This is a genomic window from Streptomyces sp. C36, assembly GCF_040932295.1.
Taxonomy (GTDB): Bacteria; Actinomycetota; Actinomycetes; order Streptomycetales; family Streptomycetaceae; genus Streptomyces; species Streptomyces triculaminicus.
The window spans coordinates 18,702-39,385 of record NZ_JBFQGI010000008.1; the positions used below are offsets into that span (position 1 = coordinate 18,702).

At 74.8% G+C, this 20,684-nt stretch carries 20 protein-coding genes; 12 read left to right on the plus strand and 8 right to left on the minus strand.

From position 1 onward, the window contains the following. Nucleotides 1-30: 30 nt before the first annotated feature. From AB4K12_RS23580 to AB4K12_RS23595, 4 genes are all read right to left on the minus strand, one after another. On the minus strand, nucleotides 31-852 hold the full coding sequence (locus AB4K12_RS23580) for a hypothetical protein (RefSeq protein ID WP_368436505.1): 822 nt from the start codon (nucleotides 850-852) through the stop codon (nucleotides 31-33). A 168-nt stretch (nucleotides 853-1,020) separates the two neighbouring features. Next, the gene (locus tag AB4K12_RS23585; RefSeq protein WP_368436102.1) at nucleotides 1,021-2,547 is read right to left on the minus strand and encodes a hypothetical protein; all 1,527 of its coding nucleotides are present in this window, start codon (nucleotides 2,545-2,547) and stop codon (nucleotides 1,021-1,023) included. A gap of 87 nt (nucleotides 2,548-2,634) precedes the next feature. Next, nucleotides 2,635-3,603: a DUF979 domain-containing protein gene (locus AB4K12_RS23590; protein ID WP_362259752.1), complete on the minus strand. Its 969-nt coding sequence runs from the start codon at nucleotides 3,601-3,603 to the stop codon at nucleotides 2,635-2,637. Then, nucleotides 3,600-4,289, minus strand: coding sequence for a DUF969 domain-containing protein (locus tag AB4K12_RS23595; RefSeq protein WP_368436103.1), 690 nt, complete (start codon nucleotides 4,287-4,289; stop codon nucleotides 3,600-3,602). The genes AB4K12_RS23590 and AB4K12_RS23595 overlap by 4 nt, the downstream gene beginning before the upstream one ends. Nucleotides 4,290-4,458: 169 nt before the next feature. On the opposite strand from AB4K12_RS23595, the gene AB4K12_RS23600 reads away from it, so the two are divergent. From AB4K12_RS23600 to AB4K12_RS23615, 4 genes are read left to right on the plus strand one after another with little or no spacing between them, the layout of a single operon-like run. Further along, nucleotides 4,459-5,103, plus strand: coding sequence for a GntR family transcriptional regulator (locus AB4K12_RS23600; protein ID WP_368436104.1), 645 nt, complete (start codon nucleotides 4,459-4,461; stop codon nucleotides 5,101-5,103). Then, nucleotides 5,100-5,876: a LamB/YcsF family protein gene (locus AB4K12_RS23605; protein ID WP_368436105.1), complete on the plus strand. Its 777-nt coding sequence runs from the start codon at nucleotides 5,100-5,102 to the stop codon at nucleotides 5,874-5,876. The genes AB4K12_RS23600 and AB4K12_RS23605 overlap by 4 nt, the downstream gene beginning before the upstream one ends. Then, nucleotides 5,873-6,523 carry a 5-oxoprolinase subunit PxpB gene (gene pxpB / locus AB4K12_RS23610; protein ID WP_368436106.1) on the plus strand — a complete coding sequence of 217 codons (651 nt, stop codon included), beginning with the start codon at nucleotides 5,873-5,875 and terminating at the stop codon, nucleotides 6,521-6,523. The genes AB4K12_RS23605 and pxpB overlap by 4 nt, the downstream gene beginning before the upstream one ends. Next, nucleotides 6,520-7,398 carry a biotin-dependent carboxyltransferase family protein gene (locus AB4K12_RS23615; protein ID WP_368436107.1) on the plus strand — a complete coding sequence of 293 codons (879 nt, stop codon included), beginning with the start codon at nucleotides 6,520-6,522 and terminating at the stop codon, nucleotides 7,396-7,398. Before pxpB ends, AB4K12_RS23615 begins: the two co-directional genes overlap by 4 nt. Nucleotides 7,399-7,936: 538 nt before the next feature. Here the strand turns inward: AB4K12_RS23615 and AB4K12_RS23620 are convergent. Both AB4K12_RS23620 and AB4K12_RS23625 read right to left on the minus strand, forming a co-directional pair. Next, nucleotides 7,937-9,175: a glycosyltransferase family 4 protein gene (locus AB4K12_RS23620; protein WP_368436108.1), complete on the minus strand. Its 1,239-nt coding sequence runs from the start codon at nucleotides 9,173-9,175 to the stop codon at nucleotides 7,937-7,939. A 73-nt stretch (nucleotides 9,176-9,248) separates the two neighbouring features. Continuing rightward, complete coding sequence (locus AB4K12_RS23625; protein WP_368436109.1) at nucleotides 9,249-9,410, minus strand: hypothetical protein; 162 nt, start codon at nucleotides 9,408-9,410, stop codon at nucleotides 9,249-9,251. 201 nt (nucleotides 9,411-9,611) lie between these two features. Here AB4K12_RS23625 and AB4K12_RS23630 point away from each other — a divergent pair, with 201 nt between their 5' ends. Beyond that, nucleotides 9,612-10,067 carry an SPW repeat protein gene (locus AB4K12_RS23630; RefSeq protein WP_368436110.1) on the plus strand — a complete coding sequence of 152 codons (456 nt, stop codon included), beginning with the start codon at nucleotides 9,612-9,614 and terminating at the stop codon, nucleotides 10,065-10,067. Between the two features lie 78 nt (nucleotides 10,068-10,145). On the opposite strand, the gene AB4K12_RS23635 is transcribed toward AB4K12_RS23630, so the two are convergent. Beyond that, on the minus strand, nucleotides 10,146-10,328 hold the full coding sequence (locus AB4K12_RS23635; protein ID WP_368436111.1) for a hypothetical protein: 183 nt from the start codon (nucleotides 10,326-10,328) through the stop codon (nucleotides 10,146-10,148). Between the two features lie 166 nt (nucleotides 10,329-10,494). On the opposite strand from AB4K12_RS23635, the gene mdlC reads away from it, so the two are divergent. The 6 genes from mdlC (at nucleotide 10,495) to AB4K12_RS23665 (ending at nucleotide 18,521) form a co-directional block, all read left to right on the plus strand. Further along, nucleotides 10,495-12,108, plus strand: a complete 1,614-nt coding sequence (mdlC, locus tag AB4K12_RS23640) for a benzoylformate decarboxylase (protein WP_368436112.1) — start codon at nucleotides 10,495-10,497, stop codon at nucleotides 12,106-12,108. Nucleotides 12,109-12,235: 127 nt separating this feature from the next. Continuing rightward, nucleotides 12,236-13,639 (plus strand): FAD-binding oxidoreductase, encoded by a 1,404-nt coding sequence (locus tag AB4K12_RS23645; RefSeq protein WP_368436113.1) that lies wholly within the window; start codon nucleotides 12,236-12,238, stop codon nucleotides 13,637-13,639. Further along, on the plus strand, nucleotides 13,636-15,066 hold the full coding sequence (locus tag AB4K12_RS23650) for a cytochrome P450 (protein WP_368436114.1): 1,431 nt from the start codon (nucleotides 13,636-13,638) through the stop codon (nucleotides 15,064-15,066). The genes AB4K12_RS23645 and AB4K12_RS23650 overlap by 4 nt, the downstream gene beginning before the upstream one ends. Continuing rightward, entirely contained in the window at nucleotides 15,063-16,433 is a 1,371-nt protein-coding gene (locus tag AB4K12_RS23655) for an alpha/beta fold hydrolase (protein WP_368436115.1), read from the plus strand. Before AB4K12_RS23650 ends, AB4K12_RS23655 begins: the two co-directional genes overlap by 4 nt. Nucleotides 16,434-16,470: 37 nt before the next feature. After that, nucleotides 16,471-18,234 carry a peroxidase family protein gene (locus tag AB4K12_RS23660; protein WP_368436116.1) on the plus strand — a complete coding sequence of 588 codons (1,764 nt, stop codon included), beginning with the start codon at nucleotides 16,471-16,473 and terminating at the stop codon, nucleotides 18,232-18,234. Between the two features lie 23 nt (nucleotides 18,235-18,257). Then, complete coding sequence (locus AB4K12_RS23665) at nucleotides 18,258-18,521, plus strand: hypothetical protein (protein WP_368436117.1); 264 nt, start codon at nucleotides 18,258-18,260, stop codon at nucleotides 18,519-18,521. Nucleotides 18,522-18,589: 68 nt separating this feature from the next. Here AB4K12_RS23665 and AB4K12_RS23670 read toward each other — a convergent pair whose 3' ends face one another. Further along, the gene (locus AB4K12_RS23670) at nucleotides 18,590-18,940 is read right to left on the minus strand and encodes a hypothetical protein (protein WP_368436118.1); all 351 of its coding nucleotides are present in this window, start codon (nucleotides 18,938-18,940) and stop codon (nucleotides 18,590-18,592) included. 395 nt (nucleotides 18,941-19,335) lie between these two features. Between AB4K12_RS23670 and AB4K12_RS23675 the strand changes: the two genes are divergently transcribed. Beyond that, nucleotides 19,336-20,637: an FtsW/RodA/SpoVE family cell cycle protein gene (locus tag AB4K12_RS23675; RefSeq protein WP_368436506.1), complete on the plus strand. Its 1,302-nt coding sequence runs from the start codon at nucleotides 19,336-19,338 to the stop codon at nucleotides 20,635-20,637. The last annotated feature ends 47 nt before the right edge of the window (nucleotides 20,638-20,684 follow it).

Sequence of the window (20,684 nt, forward strand, 5' to 3'; positions counted from 1 at the left end):
GCGGTGGGTCGGGCGGAGGGGGCGGGGCCGTCAGGCGGAGTGGAAGGGCAGACCGGCGTCGGCGACCAGGTCGAGGTCGTCGGCGTCGTCCGGCGGCAGCAGCGTGGCGCTGCCGTCGGCCACCGGCACGATGCCCAGCTCCAGCAGCTCGGTCATGGCGGCGGTGCCGGCCATGTCGCGGACCTGGAGCTGGTAGCGGGCGGTGGTGCGGTACGTGCCGCCGGCGTCGTCCCCGGTGCGCTGGAGGAAGCCGGAGTCGACGAGGAAGGCGACGGCCTTGGCGATGATGCCGGTGGTCGAGCCGGCCAGGCGGCGGGCGTCCTTGGTGGCGCCGGTGGCGCTGCGGCGGGCGTAGACCCGCCAGGCGGCCTCGAGACCGGGGGCGTCGGTGATGGGGTCGGTGTTCTCGCCCTGGGCGGCGGCCCGCTCCTCCAGGCGGCGGCAGGCCTGGCGTACGAACGCGTCGACGCCGTTGACCGTGACGCGGCCGATGTAGCCGTCGTCGGCGAGGTCCTCCGGGCGCGGGAAGGCCATCGCGGCCACGGCGAGGTGGGCCACGCCGTGCAGGAAGCGGTCGCCGGAGTCGGCGGTGGCGCGGCGGGCGTAGTCGCCCATGCGGACGGCGAAGACGGAGTCCTCGGCGGCGGTGACGGCCATGCCGGCGCGGGTGGACACCTCGAGGACGATGAGGCCGAGCCCGGCGGCGACGGCGTCGGCCAGGCGGGCGAACGCCGGGTCGTCGCGGTGGCGGCGCAGCAGCTCGGCGTACTCGGCGTCGCGGGCGGGCTGCAGCTTGGGCTGCAGCCCGAAGGCGATCAGACGCGCGGCGTCGGCCGCGTCGGCCGGGGTCACCGGTGCGGTGCCGCTCGCCGCGGGGGCCTCCGCCTCGCCGACGGCGTCCGGCTGCGCCGGGAGGTCGGCGTCGTACTCAGTCACGGTTGGTGCTCCTGCTGGGGGTCCATGGGGTGAGGTTCGTTCGGCACGCCCGGCCGGACAGGGGTGGTCGCGCGCCGGCGGGGCTCACGTCGCCTCCGAACGGTCCGCCGCCATGCCCACCGCGTCCAGCAGGGCCGTGCCGACGATCAGGTCGGCGCCGCCGAACTCCGGGTCGTCGAGGACGGTGCCGTCGTCGACCGCGAACAGCAGGGACTGCTCGCCCTGGCGGTAGGCCGTGCCGACCGAGGGGCTCGCGGCGTGGACGGCCAGCAGGGCGACGAGGTAGGGCAGTTCGGGGTCCTGGCGGCGGGCGTCGGCCAGGAGGCCGGAGAGGCGGCGGGGCGCGTCCGGCGGCAGGGACAGCAGCTCCATGGCGACGGCCAGCTGCTCCTCGCTGAAGCGGCTGTCGTCGGGCGTCTCGACGAGGTCCGGCTCGGGCATCTCCGCGCCGAGGTGCTCGCGCTCGGCGGGCGGGCTCAGCAGCATCTCGACGAGGTCGCCCACGCGCACCGAGACCGGCGTGCGCAGGCCCGTGCCGCGTGCGAAGAAGGCGTCCGTGACGCGGCCCGCCTGCTCGAGGGGCAGCGGCAGCAGCGGCGCCAGGAGCTGCCCGTACAGGTCGAGGCCGGCCCGGGCGGCGGGGGTGGCGAAGGCCTGCCGGTCCTGCTCGGCGCGGAAGAGCGGTCCGGCCTCCAGCAGCCGGGACTGCAGCTGGGTGTGGCGGCGGATGCAGTCCTTGACGATGTCGACGAGCTCGGCGGCCCGGCGCTTGTTCTCGGGCTCCTCGGCCTCGTCGCGCGCCTTGCGGATGTTGGTGAGGATCGCGTTCTCGTGGCGGTAGCGGTCGGCGACGTGCTCGAGCGCCTCGGCGATCATGTCGGGGACGGCGCTGAGCCAGTCCACCGCGCGGACGTTGCGCCGCGTGGCGTCGAGGGTCTTGCGGAGCGTCTCGGCGTACTGCACCGTGCGGTAGCGGGCCTGCTCGGCGGCGAGCTGGGCGTCGGCGAGACGGCCTCGGCTGATGAGGACCTCGAGCTTGACCTCGGCGGCGATCTGCGCGCTGGTGACGTCCGTGTCGAGGGCGCCGACCAGGACGTTGACGGCCTCGTCGGTGGTGCGCAGGAAGACCGTGCCGCCGGGGCCGGGGACCTCCTCGATGAGCTTGAAGTCGTAGTCGCGGCGTACGTACGCGCCGTCGGCCCCGAAGGTGCCGTAGACCGCGCGGAAGCCGCGGTCGACGCTGCCGACGTTGATGAGGTTCTCCAGGACCCAGCGGGCGACGCGCTCGTGCTCGCCGTGGGGCCGCTCGGGCGCCTGGGCGGCGACGCGCGGCTGGAGCCTGGCCACTATCTGCTCGTGGTCGGCCCCGGTGTCGAAGTCCATGTTGAGCGTGACGAGGTCGATGGCGGCCAGGGCCACCTCCGCCATGGCGTAGACGCCGTACTCGCCCGCGAGGTTGGCCTTGCGCACGTCGAGGTCGTGCAGGGGCGCGGTGCAGGCCAGCGCGCGCAGCCTGCGGGCCAGGCCCTCGTCGGCGGCCGGGCCCGGGGCTGGGCGCACGGCGGGCCCGTTGAGCTGGGGCGGAACGGCCGCCGGGGCTGGAGAAGTCACGTCGCACAGAGTAGGCGGTCACCCCGACAACGGACGAAACGGCACGGGCTCGCCGGGCCGCGGGGCCCGCCCGGCGACCGCCGCCCCTCACACGGCGAAAACGGACATGATGGCGATATTGCAGCCGAGCAGGATGAAGGCCGTCGGCATCTGGGCCTTGATCGGCCCGTACGGGTCCTTGAGCTCCAGCAGGGCGGCGGGCACGAAGTTGTAGTTGGCCGCCATGGGCGTCACCAGGGTGCCGCAGAAGCCGGCGAGCATCCCGACGGCGAGGACGGCCGGGGCGTTGCCGTGGTGCTGCTCGACCAGCACCGGCCAGCCGACGGCGGCGGTCAGCACGGGGAAGGCGGCGAAGGCGTTGCCCATGACGACGGTGAAGAGGAACATCCCGCAGCAGTAGGCGACGACCCCGAGGAAGGCCGACCCGTCCGGGAGCACCGTCGTGGTGATCCGGCGGACCTGCTCGCCCACCCCGGCGACGGAGAAGATGGCGCCGAGCGTGGCGAGCAGCTGCGGCAGCAGCATGGCCCACCCCATGGACTCCAGCATCGACCGCCCGGCGTGCAGCGGCGTCGAGGGGCGCCGCTCGCGCAGCATCACCATGCCGACGGCGAGTGCGACGACGGATCCGATGCCGAGCCCCAGGACGGTCTCGCTGCCCTTCTGCAGCACCGGCTCTCCGCCGACGTGGAGCTTCTTCACCCCGACCGCGCAGATCAGGGCGACGACGGGGATGGTGAGCGCCGGTACGAACAGCCGGGAGCCGTGCCGCCGCGCGCTCGCCTCCCGCTGCTCGGGGGTGGCGGTACGGGCCGTGCCGCGGCCGGTGAGCCCGAAGCCCGCGAGGCAGACCATGACCAGGACCGCCGCGCCCAGCGGTTCGGCGGGCGCCGTCCTGTCGACGACCCAGGTGCTGTAGACGAACCCGGCGCCCAGCAGTCCCCAGAAGGCGGCGGTGCCCACGCGCCGGGGGTTGGTGCGGTCGGCGAGCATCTGCGCGGCCATGGCCAGGAAGAGGCCGCCGACGAGCCAGAAGAACCACTCCGCCTTGATCACTTGGCCGCTCCCGCCAGGTCCGGCTTCGCGTGCTCCAGGGTGCGGTCCAGGCGCAGCAGCCGGCAGCCGTGGACCGCGAGCGCGCACAGGGCGGTGGGGACGGCCCACAGCGCGAGCCGCAGCGGTTCGAGGTGGGTGTGGTAGGTGGTGTTGACGAAGCCGGTGATCAGAAGGATCGAGCCGACGGCCAGGAAGACGTCCTCGCCGAAGAAGAAGCCCACGTTGTCGGCGCTGGCGGCGAAGGAGCGCACCTTCTCCCGGGCCTTGTCGGTGAGCGTCCCGTGGCGCCGTTCGGCGGCGCCCTCGGCCATCGGCGCCGCCAGCGGCCGTACGGTCTGGGCGTGCCCGAAGACGCCGTTGAGGCCGAGGGCCGCGGTGATCTGCCGCAGCAGTAGGTAGAGGGCGAGGAAGCGGCCGGCGGTGAGCCCGGCGAAGCGGGTGATCAGGCGGCGGGCCTGTTCCTGGAGCCCGTAGCGCTCGAGGAGGCCGATGACCGGCAGGGTGATGGCGAAGATGGTCACCGCGCGGCTGGAGGCGAAGCCGGTGCCGAAGGCGGCCAGCACCTTCTGGGGCGACAGGCCGCCGAGCAGGCCGGTGGCGACGCCCGCGACGCCAACGACCAGCAGGGGATTGCGCTTGGTCGCGAAGCCCACCACGACCACGAGGACGCCTAACAGTACGAGCATGCGTCCGCCTTCCGCACTCTCGGACCTCACTCGATCAGGTGAGGCGACTGGCGAGGAGGCTAAGATATTGTTCAACAATCCTCAATAGGCAATGCTGTCACCGGAATTCCCCGCGCCGGCACGGGACCACCCGCCGCCCGGCCGCCACCGCCACCCATGGGGGGACGCCATGGCCCGATCCACCGCGCAGCGCGTCGCCACGACGCTGCGCGACCGCATCGAGGGCGGCGATCTGCCGCCCGGCACCCAGCTGTCGGAGGAGGCCCTCGGACGCGACCTCGGGGTCTCCCGCAACACGCTGCGCGAGGCCTTCCGGCTGCTCGTCCACGAGAGCCTGGTGGTCCACCGGCTCCACCGCGGCGTCTTCGTACGGGTCCTGGACCCCGCCGACGTCCACGACATCTACCGGATGCGCGGCGCCCTGGAGACCGCGGGCGTCCGGGCCGCCGCCACCGCCCCCCACGCGGCCCGCGAGGCCGTCTCCGAGGCCGTGGCCCGAGCCGAACAGGCCGCCCACGAGGGCGACTGGCAGGAGGTCGGCTCCGCCGACCTGCGCTTCCACCGGGCGCTGGCGGCGCTCGCGGGCAGCGCGCGCGTCGACGCGGCCATGGACCGGCTGATGGCCGAACTGCGCCTGGCCTTCCACGAGATGCCCTCGCCGCGTCGCTTCCACGAACCGTTCATGGCACGCAACCGCACACTCGCCTCCCTCCTGGAACAGGGCGAGTACGGGCGCGCCGAGGCGGAGTTGACCACTTATCTGGATGACGCCCTCCGGCTCATCCTCGACGCGATGCGGGAGGCCGGCCGATGACGACGCCCCTGTTGGAACCCGTGCTCGATCTCAACGCCGACCTCGGCGAAGGCTTCGGCCGCTGGCGCCTGACCGACGACGACACCCTGCTGTCCCTCGTCACCAGCGCCAACGTCGCCTGCGGCTTCCACGCCGGCGACCCGTCCACGATGAGATGGGTGTGCGAACGGGCGGCCGAACGCGGCGTACGCATCGGCGCACAGGTCTCCTACCGCGACCTCGTCGGCTTCGGCCGACGCGCCATGGACGTGCCGCCCGACGAACTCGCCGACGAGATCACCTACCAGATCGGCGCGCTCCGCGTCTTCGCACAGGCCGCCGGGACCGACGTCACCTACGTCAAGCCGCACGGCGCGCTGTACAACCGGGTCGTCACCGACACCGAACAGGCCATGGCCGTCGTCTCCGGCATCCTGCGGGCCGGCGGCCACCTGCCCGTCCTCGGCCTGCGCGGCTCCCGCCTGCACGAGGCCGCCGAGCACGCCGGACTGCCGGCGATATCCGAAGCCTTCGCGGACCGCGCCTACACCGCCGCCGGCACCCTCGTGCCCCGCCGGGAGCCCGGCGCGGTGGTCCTCGACCCCGACTCCGTCATCGCCCGCTCGGTCCGCATGGCCTGCCTCTCCTCGGTCACCGCCCTCACCGGCGAGGAGATCCCCGTCCACGCCCGCTCGCTGTGCGTGCACGGCGACACCCCGGGAGCCGCCCTGCTCGCCCGCCGCGTGCGCGAAGGCCTGGAGGCCGCGGGCGTCCGCGTGGAGGCGTTCGCATGACCGGGCCCGGGCCGGCCCCCCTGCCGGCCCCCCTGCGGGCCCTGCCCGTCGGACGGCACGCCCTGCTCGTGGAGGTCGCCGGCACGCGCGAGGCCCAGGCCCTGCACGCCGAACTGCTCCGGCGCCGCGACGCCGGCACCCTGCCGCCCGTACGGGAGATCGTGCCCGCCGCGCGGACCGTCCTGCTCGACGGCCTCACCGACCCGCGCGCCCTCGCCGCCGACCTCGCCCACTGGACGGTGCCGCCGCTGCCCGCGGCCGAGGCGCCGCCCGTCGTGCTCCCCGTGCGCTACGACGGCGCCGACCTCGCCGAGGTCGCGGCCCTGTGGGGCGTCGGCGAGGACGAGGTCGCGCGCATCCACTCCGGAACCGAGTTCCGCGTCGCCTTCTGCGGCTTCGCCCCCGGCTTCGGCTACCTCACCGGGCTGCCCGAACGGCTGCACGTGCCGCGCCGGGCCACCCCGCGCACCACCGTGCCGGCCGGCTCGGTCGGCCTCGCCGGCCCCTACACCGGCGTGTATCCGCGCTCCTCCCCCGGCGGCTGGCAGCTCATCGGCCGCACCGACGCGGTCCTGTGGGACACCGGCCGCGACCCGGCCGCCCTGCTCTCCCCCGGCACCCGGGTCCGCTTCGAGGAGCGCCCGTGAACTCCCTGACCGTCGTCCGGGCCGGAGCGCTGACCACCGTCCAGGACCTGGGCCGGGCCGGGTACGCCCATCTGGGCGTACCCCGCTCCGGAGCCCTGGACGAGCCCGCCCACCGGCTCGCCAACCGGCTGGCAGGCAATCCCGTGGGGTGCGCCACGCTCGAGACCACCGTCAACGGCTGCGCCGTGCGCCCGGAAACAGCCGTCACCGCCGTCGTGACCGGCGCGCCCTGTCCCGTACGGGTCGACGGCCGGCCCGCCGCCTGGGGCGCGCCCGTGCGCGTCCCCGCCGGGGCGGTCCTCGAGGCCGGGCCGGCCGACGCCGGGCTGCGCAGCTACCTCGCCTTCGCGGGCGGCATCGCCGTGCCGGCGGTGCTCGGCAGCCGCTCGCGGGACCTGCTGTCGTGCCTGGGGCCGGAGCCGCTGGCCGACGGCATGTCCCTGCCGCTGGGCGAGCCGTACGGGCCGCCGGCCGGCTCCGCCGCCGACGTGACGTTCTGGTCGGCGCCGCCGCCGGGGGGGCTGGTCCTGCCGGTCGTGCTCGGGCCGCGCGACGACTGGTTCACGCCTGAGGCCCTGCGGACGTTCGCCGGGCCCGGATTCCGGGTCTCGCCCGCCAGCAATCGCATCGGGCTGCGTACGGAGGGGCCGACCCTCGCCCGGGCCGCCCTTGCCGGCTCCTGCGAACTCCCCAGCGAGGGCATGCCTCTGGGCGCCGTCCAGGTCCCGCCGGACGGTCGTCCGGTGGTCTTCCTCGCCGACCACCCCACGACGGGGGGCTACCCGGTGATCGGCGTGGTGCCGGAGCCGTCGCTCGCGGTGGCGGGGCAGGCGGAGCCGGGGGCCTTGGTGCGGTTCGTTCCGGTGCGGGTCTGAGGGGTGACCGGCGGTTTGTGGGCTGGTCGCCGTTGTCGTGGTGCGGGGGCCGGGGGCTCCGGAGGGTGTTCCGGAATCGGATATTTACGGGCCCGGTGCCGTCTCACGTGATGCGTGCCCTCGCATTGGGCCCACAAATATCCGGCAGCATTCCGGAACACCCTCCTGCGCCCCCGGCCCCCTCCCGTCACATCGACCGGTCCGGTGCGGGGCAGCCACTAGGGTGCGGGCCGGCCACCAGGGTGGGCGGGCCGATCCCCAGGGTGGGCGGGCCACCGGTGCGCACCGGCGCGGTGCCGGTCGGCCCACCAGGGTGTGGGGTCTTCGGGTGCACACCCGCGCGGAACCTTCCCCCCTCCCTCCCGGGTGCGTGCCCGGCGCCGTGACCTGAGGGAACCCTCCCACCCCAGCCCCTCCCCACCTCCCCCCTTCCCCCCGGGTGCGGGATCCGCCGGACGTGTCGCGTGAGGGGCCGGGGTGGGAGGGGACGGGACCTGGTAGGGGCGTAAGGGTTATTTGCGGCCCGGGTGCGGGGTGATCAGCGCGGTGGACGGTTCCGGGCCGTAAATGATCCAGCCCCGGAAGGGCCCGGCCCCTCCCGCCCCGGCCCCGCCCCACAACGAACCGCACCCGCACCGGAACCCGCACCCGACGACCCCCCACCCCACCCCGCCAGAACCTCGGCGTAGTGCGCCAGCAACTGGTCCCCCACCACCGCCCACGTCCGCGCCAGAACCGCCGCCCGCCCCGCCCGCCCGTACTCCGTACGGGCCCGCCACGCGGTCTCCAGCGTCAGTACCGCGTCCCGCAGGGCCTCCGCGTCGTACGGCGGGACGAGCAGTCCGGTGCGGGCGTGGTCGACGAGGTCGAGGGGGCCTCCGGCGGCGGGGGCGATGACGGGTACCCCGCTCGCCTGGGCCTCCTGGACGGTCTGGCAGAAGGTCTCCTGCGGGCCGGGATGGACGAAGACGTCCAGCGAGGCGAAGATGCGGGCGAGTTCGTCGCCGGTGCGGGTGCCGAGGAAGCGGGCGCCCGGCAGGGCGGCACGGAGCCGGCCGGCGTGCGGGCCGTCGCCGGCGATGACGAGGCGGACGCCGGGGAGGGCGCAGACGGGGGCGAGGAGTTCCACCCGCTTCTCGGGGGCGAGGCGCCCGACGTAGCCGACGATGAGCTCGCCTCCGGGGGCGAGCGCCCGGCGCAGTTCGAGGTCGCGGCGGCGGGGGTGGAAGCGCTCGGAGTCGACGCCGCGCGGCCACAGCCGGACGCGGGGCACTCCGTGGGCCGCGAGGTCGCGCACGGCGGCCGTGGACGGCGCGAGGGTGCGGTCGGCGGCGCGGTGGACGGCGCGGATGCGGCGCCAGGCGACGCCTTCGCCGGTGCCGAGGTAGGTGCGGGCGTAGCCGCCGAGGTCGGTCTGGTAGACGGCGACGGCCGGCAGGCCCATGCGCCGGGCGGCGGTCATCGCGCGTGCCCCGAGGACGAAGGGGCCGGCGAGGTGGACGATGTCGGGCCGGTGCGCGGCGAGGGCGGCGGCCGGGCGGCGGCTCGGCAGCGCGACGCGGACCTGCGGATATCCGGGCAGCGGCAGGGAGGGCACGCGCAGGACCGGGCAGGGCCCGGCGCCGTGCTCCTCGCCGGGGCGTCCGCGTGCCCCGGCGGGGGTCACGACGAGCGGCTCGTGGCCGCGCAGCGCGAGGTGCCGGGCGGTCTGCCAGGCGCAGTGCGCGACGCCGTTGACGTCGGGCGGAAACGATTCGGTGACGATGACGACACGCATACGGGTGTTGTCGGCCATCGGCACGTGGCGCGGGCCACGTGGATCTTTCCGCCCGGGGAACGTCCCGTGAGCGTCAGTCCACGCCCCGCACGATATGCGGCTCGGGGTCGTCCTCGTCGGGCGCCAGCGGTTCGTGGCGGGCCCGCCCGGGGTCCGCCGCCGACCGGGCGGGCCGCTCCGCGGCCGTTCCGGTGGCGTCCTGTACGCGCTCTTCGGTCATTTCGGGATCATCCATGATGACTCCTCCCCCTGCAGTACCGTTCCTGCTGCTTCCGCAGCCCCTTGCGCCCCCGAAGGACAAGCCTTCCCCGTCCGCCTGCCCGATAAGCAGCTTCTTCGGACCAGGCGTCACTTCCTACCGCCAATAGGGTGAATTCGCGGTCAATTGGGATAAAATGCAACCAGGTCCGCACCGGTACGAAAGAAGGTGGCTGACGTGACCGTCCCCCGCACGTCGCCCGGGATCGATCAGCACCCGGACATCCTGGCGCTCCGCGCCCACTCCGAGGAGACGACGGCGACCCCCGCCGCCCAGGCCGTCGAGGCAATCGCCCTTCTGTGTGGCGTCTATTTGGCCGCCTCACCATGGATTGTGGGCTTCAGCGGCGCGACCACCCTGTCCATCAACAATCTGATCACCGGTGTCGCCTTCGCCTGCCTGGTCGGCGGCTTCGGTCCGGCCTACGAACGCACCCACTCCTCGAGCTGGGCGGCGCTGGGCCTCGGCGCCTGGACGATCATGGCTCCCTGGATCGTCTCCGGCCACGCGTTCATCACCGCCGCCAACGTCAGCAACGTCGTGGTCGGCATCGTGTGCTGCCTGACCGCCCTCGCCCTGGCGGGGTTCGGCGTCGTACGCGGCACCCGCGGCATGGCCCGCGCCGGTCGGTGACAGGAGACTCCGAGGCGCAGGGCCGCTGATCCCGACCCCCGACACCCCGCCGCGTCCCGCGGCGGGGTGTCGCCGTTCCTACTCCCTCGCCACCGCCCCGGCATTGCCGGCGGTGGCGGGCGCCTCGTCCCCGCCGTCCGCGCCGGGCTCCCCCGTGACGGACCAGCCGGCGGGGCGGTCCAGGGCCCGTCTCGCACGCTTGCGCAACTCCGTGTCCATATCCCGTCGGATACGTCGGATGATCTCATCCATGTCAGGCATGCGGGCGACGGTAGAACCCGCCGCGCGGTAATACCGCGCAGGCCAGGGGGCATTCACTCGCGCGGATGAATACTCAGGTGATCTTCCGGCGTCATGGCTTCGCCGGTCGGGAAGTGGCAATGCTCCCCCTCCCCGAACGGCCCATCGACCCCAAGAGGTGCCAGGCATGACGACCGTACGCGCAGCGGCGCGTGAGCTGTTGCGGTCCCGCGGAGTGACCACCGTGTTCGGCAACCCGGGCTCCACCGAACTGCCCTTCCTGCAGGACTTCCCCGCGGACTTCCGGTACGTACTGGGCCTGCAGGAGGCCGTGGTCGTCGGCATGGCCGACGGATACGCCCAGGCCACGGGCACCACCGCGCTGGTCAACCTGCACACCGCGCCCGGCGTGGGCAACGCCATGGGGGCCATCGTGACCGCCGCGGCCAACCACACGCCGATGGTGGTGACGGCGGGGCAGCAGGTGCGGGCCATGATGACCATGGAGGCGCTGCTGACGAACGTGGACGCCACCGCCCTGCCCCGCCCGGCCGTGAAGTGGGCCTACGAGCCGCCGCGCGCCCAGGACGTGCCCGCCGCCCTCGCCCGCGCCTTCCACATCGCCGAGACCGCGCCGCGCGGACCGGTGTTCCTCTCCCTGCCGATGGACGACTGGGACGTGGAGCTGGACGAGGCGGCGGAACGGGCCGCGCGGCACGCGGCCGTGCGGCGGGTCCACGACCTGACGGCGGCCGACCGGCCGTGCGTGGAGGCGCTCGCCCGGCGGCTGGAGGCCGCGGTCAACCCGGTGCTGGTGACGGGCGGTTCGGTGGACGCAGAAGGGGCCTGGTCCGCGGCCGTGGCGCTGGCCGAGCGCCGGCAGCTGCCGGTGTGGGCGTCGCCCGTCGAGGGCCGGGTGGGCTTCCCGGAGAACCACCCCCTCTACCAGGGCGTGCTGCCCCCGGCGATCGGCCCGCTGGCCCGGACGCTCGCGGGACACGACCTGGTGCTCGTCGTCGGGGCGCCGGTCTTCCGGTACTACCCCTATGTGCCGGGTCCGTTGCTGGCCGAGGGCTGTGAGCTGGTGCTGCTGACCAGCGACCCGGGCGAGGCCGCGCGGGCGCCCGTCGGCGACGCCCTGGTCGCGGGGCTGCGCCCCACGCTGGAGCTGCTCGCGGAGCTGGTGGACAAGCGCGGCGACGCCGTCCCCGCCCGGCCGGCCCGCTGTGCGGTGGAGGTGCCGGAGGCCGACGGCGAGCCGATGTCGGCCGCCATCGCGCTGGCCGCCGTGGCGAGCGCGGCGCCCGAGGACACGGTGTGGGTCAACGAGTCGCCCTCCAACCTGCAGCTGTTCCGCGACCACGTCCGCGTCGACCGTCCGGACTCCTTCCTGATGACCACCGGGGGCGGCCTGGGCTTCGGCCTCGCGGCGGCCGTCGGGGCGCAGCTGGGGCGCCCCGAGCGGCCGGTGGTGGCCCTGGTCGGCGACGGCTCCGCGCAGTACGCGATCACCGCGCTGTGGACGGCGGCCGCCTACCGGGTGCCGGTGACGTTCGTGGTGCCGGCCAATCGCGAGTACGCCATCCTCAAGTGGTTCGGCCGTTTCGAGAACACGCCGGGCGTGCCGGGTCTGGATCTTCCCGGGCTGGACCTGTGCTCCCTCGCCCGCGGCTACGGGGTGCCCGCCCACCGTGCCACGGATCCGGCGCACCTCGCCGAGCTCGTCGGCGCCGCCACCGCCGGCGCCGAGGGGCCCGTACTGATCGAGGCCCCGGTCACGACCGTCCCGCCGACGCTCTGACCTCACCCCACCCCTTCTTCGCCCGCCCGGCGGCCACCGCCGTGCGGTCGTCCCTTCACGCCGTCGAACGCTCTCTCCACGCCTTTCCCACTCGCCCTTCTCCGGGCCCCATCGCATGGAGCTGCCCATGACCCCTCCCGTCGGCAATCCGCTGCTCGCGGCCCTCGCGGAGGCCCTGCCTCCGGAGGCCCTCGGCACGGCGGACGTCGAGCTGGCCCTGCACCGTTACGACGCGGCCCCGTTCAGCGAGGCGGGCAGACCCGCCGTGGTGGTCCGGCCCGAGACCGTGGAGCAGGTGCGCCACGTGCTGCGCGTCGCGCGCGCCCTGGGGGTTCCCGTGGTGCCGCAGGGCGCCCGTACCGGGCTCGCGGGGGGTGCCAACGCCGTGGACGGCTGTGTGGTGCTCTCCATGGTCCGGATGAACCGCATCCTGGAGATCGACAGGGCGAACCGCCTGGTGCGCTGCGAGCCGGGGGTGATCACCGCCGATCTCGCGGCGGCCGTCGCCGGCGAGGGCCTGTGCTACCCGCCGGACCCGGCGTCGTGGGAGACGTGCACGATCGGCGGCAACATCGCCACCGGCGCGGGCGGGCTGTGCTGTGTGAAGTACGGCGTCACCGCCGACTACGTCCTGGGCCTGACGGTCGTCCTGGCCGACGGCGAGGTGCTGCGGGTGGGGCGGGACACGGTCAAGGGTGTCGCCGGGTACGACCTGACCCGCCTGTTCGTGGGCTCCGAGGGGACGCTCGGCGTCATCGTCGAGGCGACGCTGGCCCTGCGGCCGCCGCGGCCGCCGGAGCTGGCGCTGCTGGCCTCCTTCGCCGGCGCCCGCGACGCGGGCGCGGCCGCCGGGGCGATCATCCGGGAGGGGCATGTGCCGTCCGCCCTGGAGCTGATGGACCGTGCGACGACCGAGGCGGTCGCGGCGCTGGGCCACCCGCTGCTGGCCGGCGCGGACGGCGCCACGCTGATCGTGGCCAGCGACGCCCCGGACGCGGCGGCCCGGGTGCGGGCGATGGCGGAGCTGTGCCGGGAGGCCAAGGCGCTGTCCGTCGCGGTGGCCGAGGACGACGAGCGGTGCCGGCAGGTACTGGACGCCCGGCGCATGGTGATGCCCGCGCTGGGCGCGGTGGCCAAGGGGCTGCCGGGCGCGATGACGGCCTTCGTCGAGGACGTCGCCGTGCCGCGCGACCGGCTGGCCGACCTCGTCGAGCGCGTGGAGGAGATCGCCGGGGAGTACGACCTGTACATCGCCACCGTGGGCCACGCCGGCGACGGCAACCTCCATCCGACGGTCCTCTTCGACCGTGGCGACCGCTCGGCGGTGCGGCGGGCCGGGGAGGCGTACGACGCCATCATGGCCGCGGGCCTGGAGCTGGGCGGCACCATCACCGGCGAGCACGGGGTGGGTGTGCTCAAGCGCGAGTGGCTGGCCCGGGAGCTGCCGCCGCGCGGCCTGCGCCTGCAACGGGACATCAAACGGCTGCTGGACCCCGACGGCCTGCTCAACCCGGGGAAGGTGCTGGCATGAGCCGGACGAGCGAGACCTTCGGCAGCGGCACGGACGCCGGCTCGGACGCCCTCCCGGAGGGGGCGCTGCCGACGGCCACCCGGAGCGAGAACCTGCGCCTGACGCTGGGCTACTTCCTCCCCAACTATCTCCGGGGCGTCTTCCGGCCCCGGCCCCGGGCCGCCCGCCTGGTGGCCCGGATGGACCCCGACCGGCGCGGCATGGAGCTGATGCGCGCCCTGCGGCGGCGGCACGGCCGCGGTCCCGTGGTGGTGCGCGGCACCTCGGGTCCGACGCTGCTCGTGCTGGACGCCGAGGACGCCCGGCAGGTGCTGGCCGGGCCGGTCGAGGTGTACGCGGTCGACACCTGGGAGAAGGTGAGCGGCTTCGCCGCCGTGCAGCCCGAGGCGCTGGTCGCCTCGCACGGCCGGCAGCGCACGGCGCGGCGGGCGTTCAACGACGCGGTCCTGGACGCCGGGTGCCCGGTGCACCGGCTGGCCGGGCACTTCCTGCGGGTGGTGGGCGAGGAGGCCCGGGCGTTGCTGGGCCCCCGGGCGGAGTCGGGGCTGTCGGCGGGGGACGTCCGCGCGCGGCTCGAACGCGCGGGGCGGCGCTGCTTCCTGGGCGAGGCGGCCGCCGAGGACACGGAGTTCTCCCGGCTGCTGGAGGAGCTGCTCACGGAGGCCAACTGGATGGGCGCGCGGCGCTGGCGCAGGGCCCGTACCCGCCGGATCCGGCGGAAGATGACGCAGCGTCAGGCACGATATCTGTGCGACGCCGACCCGCGCAGCCTGACCGGGCTGTTCCGTATCGCCCCGCGGGGTCCGGAGACCGCTCCCGAGGGGCAGGTCGCGCACTGGTTCATGGCGCTGGGGGCCGTACAGGCGACCGTGACGCAGACCCTGACCCTGCTCGCCACGCATCCGGCGCACTACCGGCGGGCGCTGGAGGAGGTCGCGGCGGCGGACCGCCGGCACGGGGCGCACACGGTGGCGGGGTTCGAGGCCCTGCCGTACCTGCGCGCCTGCGTCCAGGACGCGGCACGGCTGTGGCCGCCGGTGCCGAGCCTGATGCGGCGTACGACGGCGGAGACCCGCTGGCGGGGGGCCGTGGCGCCGGGAGGGATGAACGTCCTGGTGCCCGCCGCCTTCCACGCCCGTGACGCGGAGCGCGTCGACCACGCGCACCGCTTCGCGCCCGAGAAGTGGCTGGACGGCACGGCCTCGCAGGACTGGGCCGTCAGCCCGTTCAGCCGGGGGGAGGCCCAGTGCAGCGGCATGGAGCTGGGGCTGCTGCTGGCGACCGGCTTCGTCGCCGAGTTCCTGCGCGGCGGGGAGCTGGCGGTGGCCGGGGTACGGCTCGGGCCCGCCCGTCCGCTGCCGTACACCTTCGACGCGACGCGCCTGCGCATCGGCTACCGCGCCCACCGCACGCCGGGGGCGTCATGACGTCCGGCAGCGGCATCCGCGACGCCGGGCCCGACGTGGCCGCCCTGGCCCCGGTGGCCCGGGCGCTGGGGAAGGCGGCGGGCGAGATCCGGGCGGCGGGCCGGGCGCTGACGGCCGTGGCCACCGACCCGGCGCTGGCGGTCTCGCTGGGCCGCTCGCCGCGCACCGGACTGCGGGCCGTGCGGGCCCTGGCCGGCGCCCTGACCTCGGCCGCCGGGCTGGGCTACGCGCCCGACGGCGGGCGGCTGGGCCGGGCGGCGTGGCTGGGCGGGGTGCTCACCAGCCGCGAGAGCCTGGCGGTCGCCGTGGCGGTGACCTCGCTGGAGCTGCGCATCCGGCTGTGCTCGGTGCGGCACCCGGAGTTCGCCGAGGACGGCCCGGTGCGGCGGCTGCTGGACGCCATCGCGGCGGACCGCCAGCTGCGCGCCCTGCGGGTGTTGCGGCAGAACGTGCGCGAGCAGGGCGGCGAGCGGGCCCTGGCGCGGCTCGCGCCGTCGCTGACCGAGGTGATGGCGTGGAACGCGCTGGTGGACGAGAACCCGTTCAACGACGCGGCGGCCTGGCACATCGTCACCGGCACCCGGCCGGACGGCGATCCGCTGCTGGGGACGTCCATCGGCGCCTGGGCGCGCTGGGACCGGGGGGCCGGCCGGGCCGAGGTGCTGCCGGCGGACCCGGCCCTGCTGGCGCGGCTGGATCCCGGCACGAGCGTCAGCGGCCACCTGCGTGACATCGCGGTCCTGGGCACCGACGGCCGGATGCTGATCCACCGGGTCACCGGCCCGGACGGCGTCACGCGGCATGTGGTGGTGCTGCCGGGCATGGCCTTCGGCCGGCCCCGCAACTCCAGCCCGCAGGACCTGGTGGGCGCGGTCACCGCGGTGGGCCGCAACGACTCCCCGTACACCCGGGCCGTGCGCAAGGCCCTGGCCCGGGTGGTCCCCGAGGGCACCGAGGTCGCGCTGGTCGGGCACAGCCTGGGCGGCATCACGGCCCTGAACCTGACCGAACTGCCCGACGTCAACCGGCGGTGGCGGCTGACCCACGCCGTCGCCGTCGGCTCCCCCGTCGACTTCAAGCGCCCCCTCGATCCTGCCACCCGGGTCGTCAGCCTCGTCAACGAGCACGACGTGGTGCCCAACCTCGAGGGGCGCAGCCCGGTCTCCGTCTTCCCGGTGCCCGCCGACTGGCTGGAGATCACCTGGGTGGACCGCTCGCACGACTTCCCGCAGTGCCACAACGCGGGCGTCTACGCGCAGAGCCTCGACGACGTGGTGCCCGAGGCGCGCGACCGGGTGGACGCCCTGCTCGAGCCGTACCGGGGCCGGGTGGAGGAGACCGTCGTCCTCCGGCTCCACGACCGCTGAACCGTCCCGCCCCCTACCCCCCGTTGGAGAGCGATCGATGACACCGGCACCGCGGCGCCGCCGCGAGTGGCACTCGCTGCCCTTCCCCCTGGCGCTGCTGGAGATCAAACGGCAGCGGGACCTGCTGCGCGCCCACAATCTGCACGACACCTTCGGCGCGGGCGGCGAACGGCCCCGCACCCCGAGCCCGGTCCTGCTGCCGTACCGCAGCTACGACGGGTCCGGGTACGACCCGGACGACGTGGACATGGGCCGGGCGGGCACCCGCTTCGACCGCAACTGCGCGCTGCCGCAGACCTTCCCGGAGCCCGAGGAGCACGGCCTGTTCTCGCCCGGTCCGCGCGAGGTGAGCCGGCGCCTGCTGGCCCGCTCGCGGGGCTTCCGCCCGGCCGTGTCGCTGAACCTGCTGGCGGCGGCCTGGATCCAGTTCCAGAACCACGGCTGGTTCAGTCACGGCGACAACAGGGCCGAGGCGCCCCTGGACGTCCCGCTGGCCGCGGACGACGACTGGCCGCGCTGCCCCATGCTGGTCCGGCGCAGCCGGCCCGACCCCGTCGCCCACACCGGGCCCGGCCGTCCTCCGACGTACGAGAACACCGTCTCCCACTGGTGGGACGGCTCGCAGATCTACGGGTCCGACGAGGAGCGGTGCCGGTCGCTGCGTACGGGCGAGGGCGGCCGGCTGGCCGTCGTGGACGGCAGGCTGCCGGACGAGACGCGCCCGGGGCTGGCCGGCATCGACGCCACCGGCTTCAACGACAACTACTGGGTCGGCCTGTCGCTGCTGCACACGCTCTTCGTCAAGGAGCACAACGCGATCTGCGCCCGGGTGGCGTCCGCTCATCCCACCTGGGACGACGAGCGTCTGTTCCAGGTGGCCAGGCTGGTGAACGCCGCCGTGATGGCCAAGATCCATACGGTGGAGTGGACGCCCGCCGTCATCGACCGTCCGGTGACGCGGGCGGCCATGCACATCAACTGGTACGGGGTGCTTCCCGCGCGGCTGCGGCGCAGGGTGGGGCGCCGGGGCCGGGGCGAGGCGCTCTTCGGCATCCCCGGCTCCCCCACCGCGCACCACGCGGCGCCGTACTCGATGACCGAGGAGTTCGTCACCTCCTACCGGCTGCATCCGCTGATCCGCGACGAGTACGAGATCCGCTCGCACCGTGACGGCGCGCTGATCGACGTCACCGGCTTCGAGCCACTGCAGGCGCTGGCCACCCGCAAGGCCGTGGACCGGTGGGGCATGACCGACCTGCTGTACTCCTTCGGCACCATGCACCCCGGTGCCATCACCCTGCACAACCACCCCGACTGCCTGCGCGACCTGGTGCGGGTCTCCGGGGAGCACGTCGACCTCGGCACGGTGGACGTACTGCGCGACCGCGAGCGCGGCGTGCCCCGCTACACCGCCTTCCGGGCCGCGCTGCACCGGCCGCCGGTGACCGGCTTCGAGGAGCTGACCGGCGGGAACGCCCACCTGGCCGCCGAGCTGCGGGACGTCTACGACGGGCGCCTGGACCGGGTCGACACCATGGTGGGGATGTACGCCGAACCCCGGCCGCGCGGCTTCGCCTTCAGCGACACGGCGTTCCGGGTGTTCGTCCTGATGGCCTCCCGGCGGCTGAAGAGCGACCGCTTCTTCACCACCGACTACCGGCCCGAGATCTACACCCCGGAGGGCATGGAGTGGATCGACCGTACGACCATGCGCGACGTCCTGCTGCGGCACCACCCGGAGCTGGCCCCGGCCCTGGAGGGCGTGCGCAACGCCTTCGCGCCCTGGGCGAGGACGCGGTGACGGCCCCCGGCGGGGCCGGCGGGGTGCCCTGGTCCAGGTCGGTGCGGGCGCAGGCCGACAACCTGCGCGAGCAGGCGGGGCGGTTGCGCGCGAGCGCCGACGCCGTGACGCTCCTGGGCGCGGAGGGCACGGCGCTGCGGCAGCGGATCCTCACCCACGCGGACCGGGCCGAGACGGCCGCCCGGTCGCTGGAGCGCGCGGCCGAAGCGCTGCTGGGCCACGAGGCCGTGCTCGCCGCGCTGGCGCGCAAGCGCCGCGAGAGCGGGGGCGCGACGAGGATCGGCTGAGCCGCGCCAGGGCCTGGGCCCCGGGCCGGGCGGGCGCGGGCGCGTCCCGTGCGGCCCGGGGCCGGCGGTCACCGGCTCACGAGAGGCTCTTCCGCCCTCGCGTACCAGCGGTCGCCGCGCAGCACCGCCAGGCCGTGGCCGGCGAGCCCGTTGACGTGCTTGGCGATCGTGCGCGGCTGGTAGCCGACCGAGGCGCACAGCTCGTCCAGGGAGGCCCCCTCGGCGCCGAAGGCGCGCAGCCCGTCCCAGGTGCGGGCCTCGTGGCGGCCGAGGGCGGCGGGCGCCGGGGCGGCCTCGGGCCGCTCGTGGCGCACCTCGCGCTTCGGCTCCGGCCGCGCGGTGGCCGGCCGGGAGGCACCCACCGGGCGTGGGGTGCGGTTGACCCTGCGGTGTCGGCGGCCCTTCTGGCGCTTGCTCATGGCTGAACCACTGCTCCGTCCTGCGTCGTCGGTCCTGCGGTGCCGGTGCCACAACTCGGCGCGGCTCCGGCCGGTTACGACAATTCCACTAAGTGTGCGCGACATCACGCACCGTCACCCGCCCATGTTCATGCGAGCCGCGCGGTGCGCCGGACGCGCGACCCGCGGCAGCGGACCCGGCGGGGGCGGGGCGCCGCGTACTGACGGTTTCTGATGGATGGTCCGCGCATGGAGCGTTTCCGGCGACTTCTTCGGGTCGCGCGGGTTTTCTTCCGGTCCGGCCGCTCATCATGACGGGTGTGACCGTGGAAACCGTACGAGTCGAGGGAAGCGGCGACAGCGGTGCGCCCGCGTCGGCCTTCCCCCCGGGGTCCGGCAGGCGCCTCGGCGAGGCGGTGCTGCTGGTCCTCGCGGTCCTGACCGGCTGCTCCGGGTACGCGTACACCGGCCTGGCGACCGCCGGCGAGGTCCCCGCGGGGCTGCCCGCCTTCGCGGGGGCCATGGCGTGCCTGGCCCTCTTCCCGCATCTGGCGGTGCGTCAGTGGGCGCCGCGCGCGGACCCGCTGATCCTGCCGCTGGCCGTGCTGCTCTCGGCGCTGGGGCTGGTGCTGCTGTACCGCCTGGACCCGGCGTACGCCCGGCGGTACGGCGCCGATCCGACGGCCGACGGGCAGTTGGTGTGGACGGTCCTGGGGGTGGTGCTGTGCGTCGTGGTGGTGGCGCTGCTGCCGGACCACCGCCGGCTGCGGCGGTACATCCATCTGACGATGGCCGTGGCGCTGGTGCTGCTGATGGCGCCCGCGTTCTTCCCCGGTGACCTCTACGGCGCCAAACGGTGGATCCTCATCGGCCCGCTGTCCTTCCAGCCGGGCGAGTTCGTCAAGATCATGATCGCGGTGTTCTTCGCCGGTCATCTCGTCTCCCATCGCGACGCCCTGGCGCTGACGGGCCGCAAGGCGCTCGGCGTGCGGCTGCCGCCGGGGCGCCAGCTCGGGCCGATCCTGACGGTGTGGGTGCTGAGCCTGCTGGTGCTGGCCCTCGAGCGGGACCTGGGCACCTCGCTGATCTTCTTCGGGCTGTTCGTGGTGATGCTCTACGCCGCCACCGAGCGCACCGGCTGGGTGGTGTGCGGCCTGCTGATGGCCGTGGTGGGGGCGGGGGTGGTGGGTTCGCTGGAGCCGCACGTCAAGGGCCGCATCGACGCCTGGCTGCACCCCTTCGACGCCTTCAAGGAGGGCAGCGGCGTCTCCGACCAGGCCGCGCAGGCCCTCTTCAGCTTCGGCAGCGGCGGCGTCACCGGCAGCGGCCTGGGCCGCGGCCACCCCGAGCTCGTCCGCTTCGCCGGCCGCAGCGACTTCATCCTGACCACCGTCGGCGAGGAACTCGGGCTCGCCGGGACGATGGCCGTCCTGGTGCTGTACGCGCTGCTGGTCCAGCGCGGTCTCAGCGTGGCCCTGCGGACGCCCGACCCGTTCGGCAAGCTGCTGGCGGTGGGCCTGGCGGCGGCGCTGGCACTGCAGGTGTTCGTGGTGGCGGGCGGTGTGCTGGCCCTGATCCCGCTGACCGGCAAGACCCTGCCGTTCCTGGCCAAGGGCGGATCGTCGCTGGTGGCCAACTGGCTGATGGTGGCGCTGCTGATCAGGATCAGCGACAGCGCGGGGCGGGAGGAGGACGAGGTCGCGCGGGCCGGTGGCTGAGCGGAGCCCCCTCGCGAGCACCCCGGCCTGCGGCCCGCTCGCGGCCG